7 protein-coding genes are annotated in these 6,080 nt (G+C 35.3%); all 7 read left to right on the top strand.

All coding sequences use genetic code 11. The features are described from left to right. Nucleotides 1-87 precede the first annotated feature (87 nt). The 7 genes from X929_RS05480 to X929_RS05450 all read left to right on the top strand — a co-directional run bounded on the left by X929_RS05480 (nucleotide 88) and on the right by X929_RS05450 (nucleotide 6,049). Nucleotides 88-1,767 carry an acyl-CoA mutase large subunit family protein gene (locus X929_RS05480; RefSeq protein ID WP_103067028.1) on the top strand — a complete coding sequence of 560 codons (1,680 nt, stop codon included), beginning with the start codon at nucleotides 88-90 and terminating at the stop codon, nucleotides 1,765-1,767. 56 nt (nucleotides 1,768-1,823) lie between these two features. After that, nucleotides 1,824-2,225 (top strand): cobalamin B12-binding domain-containing protein, encoded by a 402-nt coding sequence (locus X929_RS05475; protein WP_103067027.1) that lies wholly within the window; start codon nucleotides 1,824-1,826, stop codon nucleotides 2,223-2,225. After that, nucleotides 2,203-3,135 carry a methylmalonyl Co-A mutase-associated GTPase MeaB gene (meaB, locus tag X929_RS05470; protein ID WP_103067026.1) on the top strand — a complete coding sequence of 311 codons (933 nt, stop codon included), beginning with the start codon at nucleotides 2,203-2,205 and terminating at the stop codon, nucleotides 3,133-3,135. Before X929_RS05475 ends, meaB begins: the two co-directional genes overlap by 23 nt. Continuing rightward, nucleotides 3,119-3,523, top strand: coding sequence for a methylmalonyl-CoA epimerase (gene mce, locus X929_RS05465; RefSeq protein WP_103067025.1), 405 nt, complete (start codon nucleotides 3,119-3,121; stop codon nucleotides 3,521-3,523). Before meaB ends, mce begins: the two co-directional genes overlap by 17 nt. Before the next feature lie 83 nt (nucleotides 3,524-3,606). After that, nucleotides 3,607-5,163 carry an acyl-CoA carboxylase subunit beta gene (locus tag X929_RS05460; protein ID WP_103067024.1) on the top strand — a complete coding sequence of 519 codons (1,557 nt, stop codon included), beginning with the start codon at nucleotides 3,607-3,609 and terminating at the stop codon, nucleotides 5,161-5,163. Between the two features lie 13 nt (nucleotides 5,164-5,176). After that, nucleotides 5,177-5,572, top strand: coding sequence for an OadG family transporter subunit (locus X929_RS05455; RefSeq protein WP_103067023.1), 396 nt, complete (start codon nucleotides 5,177-5,179; stop codon nucleotides 5,570-5,572). A 6-nt stretch (nucleotides 5,573-5,578) separates the two neighbouring features. Further along, the gene (locus tag X929_RS05450; protein WP_103067022.1) at nucleotides 5,579-6,049 is read left to right on the top strand and encodes a biotin/lipoyl-containing protein; all 471 of its coding nucleotides are present in this window, start codon (nucleotides 5,579-5,581) and stop codon (nucleotides 6,047-6,049) included. The last annotated feature ends 31 nt before the right edge of the window (nucleotides 6,050-6,080 follow it).

The following is a 6,080-nucleotide window of genomic DNA, read 5'->3' as shown; positions in this document are numbered from 1 at the left end:
CGGGGAGCGGGGCGAAGGGGCGCTGACACAAGATTTAAAGCTTCTAAAGATAATATTTTAAAAAATTTAGTGTGGGAGGAAATTCCTATGTTTGAAAGAGAAAAAATCCATGTAATAGAAAAGTCAAAAAAAGAGTGGGAAGAGAAAAAAGTAGAACGTACATTGAGCCGATTCCCAGAAAGAAAAAAGGAATTTGTTACCTCATATGAAGATGAGATTGAACGACTTTACACACCTTTAGATATAAAAAATTTAGACTACATTAAAGATTTAGGATTCCCAGGTGAATACCCTTTCACCAGAGGTGTACAACCCACCATGTACCGTGGCAAGTTGTGGACTATGCGGCAATATGCAGGATTTGGTTCTGCAGAAGAGTCAAATAAAAGATATAAATACTTATTAGAACAAGGCCAAACAGGTTTATCCATAGCCTTTGATCTACCAACACAGATAGGATTTGACTCAGACGATCCTATGTCCGAGGGGGAAGTAGGAAAGGTCGGAGTAGCAATAGATTCACTAAAAGATATGGAAATTCTTTTCGACGGTATCCCTCTTGATAAGGTAAGTGTTTCAATGACTATCAACTCAACTGCGATGATTTTATTAGCAATGTTAATGACTGTTGCAAAAAAACAAGGGGTCCCTTATGAAAAACTTAGAGGAACTATTCAGAACGATATTTTAAAAGAATATATGGCTAGGGGCACTTACATCTTTCCACCTAAAGAATCTATGAAGTTGATAGTAGATATCTTTGATTACGGAAGCAAAAACCTTCCAAAATTTAACTTAATAAGTATCAGCGGTTATCACATTAGAGAAGCAGGTGCCAATGCGGTTCAAGAAATAGCCTTTACGTTAGCAGATGGAATAGCCTATGTCGAGGCAGCAGTTAAAGCTGGCTTAGATCCAAATGAATTTGGAACAAATCTTTCCTTCTTTTTTAACGCCCATAACAACTTTTTAGAAGAAGTAGCAAAATTTAGGGCTGCTAGAAAATTATGGGCAAGGATTATGAAAGAGAGGTTCGGCGTGACAAATGAAAGCGCTATGAAATTGAAATTTCATACTCAGACAGCAGGCTCCACATTAACCGCTCAACAACCTTTAAACAACATAATAAGGGTAACTATTCAAGCTTTGGCTGCAGTTTTAGGGGGTACTCAATCACTTCATACTAACTCTTACGATGAAGCTTTAGGACTGCCTACAGAACAATCTGTTACCGTGGCTTTAAGAACTCAACAAATCATAGCCCACGAAATGGGAGTAAGCGAAACTGTTGACGCTTTAGCGGGATCGTTCGCCATAGAAAAATTAACCTTAGACATAGAAGAAAAAGCTCAAAAATATTTAGAAAAAATAGATGAAATAGGTGGAATGGTAAACGCCATAGAGGCAGGATACCCTCAAAAAGAAATATTAAACAGCGCCTATAAAGCACAACAAAGGATAGAAAATAAAGAACAGATCATAGTGGGGGTTAACGAATACAATTCTGACAAAACAGAAAAGATAGATATCTTGAAAGTTGATGAAGAACAAGAAGAAAAACAAATAGAAAAGTTGAAAAATTTAAAAAATCAAAGAAACAACTCAAAAACAGAAGAATCTTTGACCAGATTAAAAAAAGCCGCAACAAATGGGGATAATTTATTCCCATATATTATAGAATGTGTAGAAAACTATTCCACAGTAGGTGAAATAACAAACATTTTAAAAGAAGTTTATGGGGAGTATCGTGAAAGTACAACGATATAATTTCTGTTTTTTATACTAACTGTACATTCGCCATATCGAAAGGAGGTAGTTTTGAAATGAGTACAAGAATCCGTGTCTTAATAGCCAAACCTGGGCTCGATGGTCATGACCGCGGTGCCAAAGTTTTAGCAAGAGCTCTAAGAGACGCTGGAATGGAAGTAATCTACACAGGCATAAGAAGAACCCCGGAAGAAATTGTTGAAGCAGCAATACAAGAAGATGTTGATTTAATTGGCTTATCTATACTTTCAGGTGCACACAAAAAGTTATGTCAAAAAATACTAAATTTACTAAAAGAAAAGGAAGCTGATATTCCCGTTATCCTTGGTGGAATCATTCCAGAAGAAGATATACCAGAACTAAAGGAAATGGGAATAATTGAAATCTTCACCCCAGGTGCTTCGTTAAAAGAAATTATCGAGAAGGTGAAAGATATTGCAATGGGCAGAAAGGTATGAACAACTACTTCCAAAATTTAAAGCCCAGAATAAAACCGCTCTAGCAAAGATGATATCTTTATTAGAAGACAATTATTTACAAACCTGGGAAATTATTTCTCGATTACATTCGGATATTCAACCAAAAAATTCATATGTAATAGGTGTTACAGGGAGTCCTGGCGTTGGAAAAAGCTCTTTTATCTCAAGATTGGTCTCATTTTATTCCAATAAAGGTCAGAATATCGGAATAATATTGATCGATCCTAGCAGCCCTTTCAGTGGCGGGGCTTTTTTGGGAGATAGGGTAAGAATGTTTGATTTAACCAATTCTTCTAACGTTTACATCAGAAGTATAGCAAGCAGAGGAGCAATGGGGGGAGTTTGCAATTCAATTTATGATATTATTGATGTAATGAAGGCATTTGGCTTCGATACAATAATCATAGAAACGGTGGGAACCGGTCAATCAGAGATCGATATATTCTATGCTTGTGACACAACTCTTTTAATATTATCTCCTGATTCTGGTGACGAAATTCAAATTTACAAGGCAGGAATAATGGAAATAGCCGATTTTTATATTGTCAACAAGATAGATCTACCTAATTCCAAAAGATTCTTAATGTACTTAGAAAATTATTTAGGTTCACAAAACGAAGATCATAAAAAGGTTTTTGGCGTTAGTTCAATTGAAAACAAAGGATTTGAAAAAGTTTACGAATGGTTAGAATCAAGCAGGGAATACTTTCAAAACTCTAATTTAAAAGAGAATCTAAGAAAAAAAAGTCGTGTTAAAAACTATCTTTTTCATCTTATAGAAAATTTTTTGGAAGATTATCCGTTGGAAAATCAAGATACCGATTCCCTTAAAAAAGATGTTATAGCATTCATGTGTAAAAAGGAGGGAAACAATGGAAACCAAAATTGACCACATAGGAATTGCTGTCAATTCCATTGAAGAAGCATTCAAGTTGTATAGGGACTTGCTTCACGTTGAAAAGAGTGCAGAAGAGATTCTTGAAGATAGAGGTATAAAAGTTACCTTTTTATACATAAAAGATGTTAGAATAGAATTGATGGAACCTATAAGGGAGGATTCCGAAATATCAAACTTTTTAAAAAAACGTGGTGAGGGATTTCACCACATCGCATATCAAGTAAACAACATTGAAAAGATCTTGGAGAATGCAAAAAAAATGGGTTACAAAACCCTATCTGATGAACCCAATCAAGGAGCAGGTGGAAGTTTAGTGTTCTTTTTACATCCAAAATCTGCTAATGGTATTTTAACTGAGTTTGTTGAGTATCAAAAATAACAATTTACGGGACGAAGGGCCGCTGACACAACGTTTTAGAATTTCCAAAATAGTATAAATATCGCGACAAGGAGGCTTTATATATGCCAGATGAAGAACTAATTCAAAAAATTGAAGAATTGAAGGAAAAGAAAGAATCCCTTCTTGTTGGAGGAGGGAAGGATAGAATAGAAAAACAACACAAAATGGGTAAATTAACAGCTCGTGAAAGAATAGAAGCTCTTGTAGATGAAGGTACTTTTGAAGAAATCGATATGCTGGTTAAACATAGATGTACATACTTTGGTTTAGATAAAAAAGAGTTTCCATACGATGGAGTTGTCACAGGATTTGGAGAGATCAAAGGCAAAAAAGTTGCTATTTTCTCCCAAGACTTCACCATTCAAGGTGGATCCTTAGGAGAAATGCATGCAAAGAAAATAATGAAATTACAAGATTTAGCAATGAGATATGGTATTCCTTTAATAGGAATAAACGATTCTGGCGGAGCTAGAATACAGGAAGCGGTTGATGCTCTATATGGTTACGGTGGAATCTTCTATAGAAACACTCAAGCTTCCGGTGTAATCCCACAAATAACTGTTATAGCCGGTCCTTGTGCAGGAGGAGCGGTTTATTCTCCAGCAATAACTGACTTCGTAATTATGGTAGATCAAACTTCTCAAATGTTTATCACTGGCCCTCAGGTTATTAAAACTGTCACTGGAGAAAACATTGATAAAGAGAATCTGGGAGGGGCAAATATTCATAACTCAAAAAGTGGTGTTGCCCACCTTTTGGCAAAAGACGATCAAGAAGCCATGGAACTTGTCAGAAAGCTGCTTTCTTACATACCTTCAAACAATGTGGATCCTGTAGAACCAACTGATTACGACAAAAGTTACAAAGTACCAGAAGAAATAAACGAAATAGTTTCACCTAACCCGAAAAAAAGTTACGATGTAAAAGATTTAATCAAATTAGTATTCGACCCAGGTACTTTTTTCGAAATTCATCCTCATTTTGCCAAAAATATTGTTGTAGGATTTGCAAGATTGGAAGGAAAATCCGTTGGAATAATAGCCAATCAACCAAAAATTTTGGCCGGCTCACTCGATATCGATGCCTCCGATAAAGCAGCCAGATTTATAAGATTCTGTGACTCTTTTAATATACCTATTATAACCTTTGTTGACACACCTGGATATTTACCAGGAGTATCACAAGAACCCGGAGGAATAATCAGGCATGGAGCTAAGCTCTTGTACGCTTATTCTGAATCCACAGTTCCAATGATTACTGTAATTTTAAGAAAGGCTTACGGTGGGGCATATATTGCAATGGCTTCGCAACATTTAGGCGCTGATTTCGTATTTGCATACCCAACAGCGGAAATAGCTGTTATGGGATCCGAAGGTGCGGCAAACATTATCTTCGCAAAAGAGATAGAAAGTTCTGAAAATCCGGAAGAAACTAGAAAAAAGCGTGTTGAAGAATACAAAGAGCGGTTTGCAAATCCCTATGAAGCAGCCTCAAGGGGTTATATAGAAGATGTAATAGAACCCATCGAAACAAGAAAAAAATTATCCGCTTCTCTTTCTATAGCTTATTCAAAAGTAAAACCAACTCCATCTAAAAAACATGGAAATATTCCGTTATAATTGAGGGGTAATTATGAAAAATGTATGGATTCTTTCATTAATGGGAATATCTATAGTTTTTTTACTTCTTATAATTTTAATGACGATCATATGGCTTTTTCGCTTTTTCTTTAAAAGTAGAAATAGTAATAACTTATCAGGCAGATCGGGTTTAGAAAAACCTCAAAAAGAGTACATAAAGCCACCACAAGTAAAAAGGATTGAAAACAATGAGAAAAGAGATGAAGAAGAACTTTTTGCTATTGTTTCAGCTATAAGTTGTTATCTTACTAATAAAGAATTTAAAATCAAAAGTATTAAAGAAGTCTCAAACAAAGAGTTTGAATTAAAAAAGAAGCGGAAAACAAAGTGGATGAAACACGAACCTTCTATTTCTTGGAAACCTTACTACAAAAAAAGGTGGAGGTAAAGTAAATTGAAAAGAAAATTCAAAGTTACTATAAACAATAAAACCTATGAGGTTGAAGTTGAGGAAATAGGCTCTGAAATTACTAACGAAGAAAACATAAAACAAACAGAAGAAAGAACAATTGAAAAACAGCAATTTAGTGAGACTCCTAAACCTGTTGCAGACAAAAAAGCCGAAAAAAGAACCAAGAAAAAACTAGAGAAAAAACAAAAAGAGGAAGAGAAAATAATCCCTGAGGAGTTAACTAAAAAAGAAACAGACTCAGGTTATGAGGTCAAAGCTCCTCTTCCCGGAGTAATTAACGAAATAAACGTGAAAGAAGGACAGAGCGTTAAAGCTGGAGATAAGCTTGTCATAATAGAAGCAATGAAGATGGAAAATGAAATACCTGCAGAAAACGACGGTGTGGTGGAAAAAATTTTGGTAAAAAGAGGAGACAGCGTTGAAGGTGACCAAACATTAATGATCATAAGGTAAAAACTATTAATTCTTCATCGTGAAAGGGGGC

It is taken from the genome of Petrotoga olearia DSM 13574 (genome assembly GCF_002895525.1).
Classification (GTDB): domain Bacteria; phylum Thermotogota; class Thermotogae; order Petrotogales; family Petrotogaceae; genus Petrotoga; species Petrotoga olearia.
Note: the sequence above shows the minus strand (reverse complement) of the source record. Positions and strands in the feature narration are given on the sequence as shown.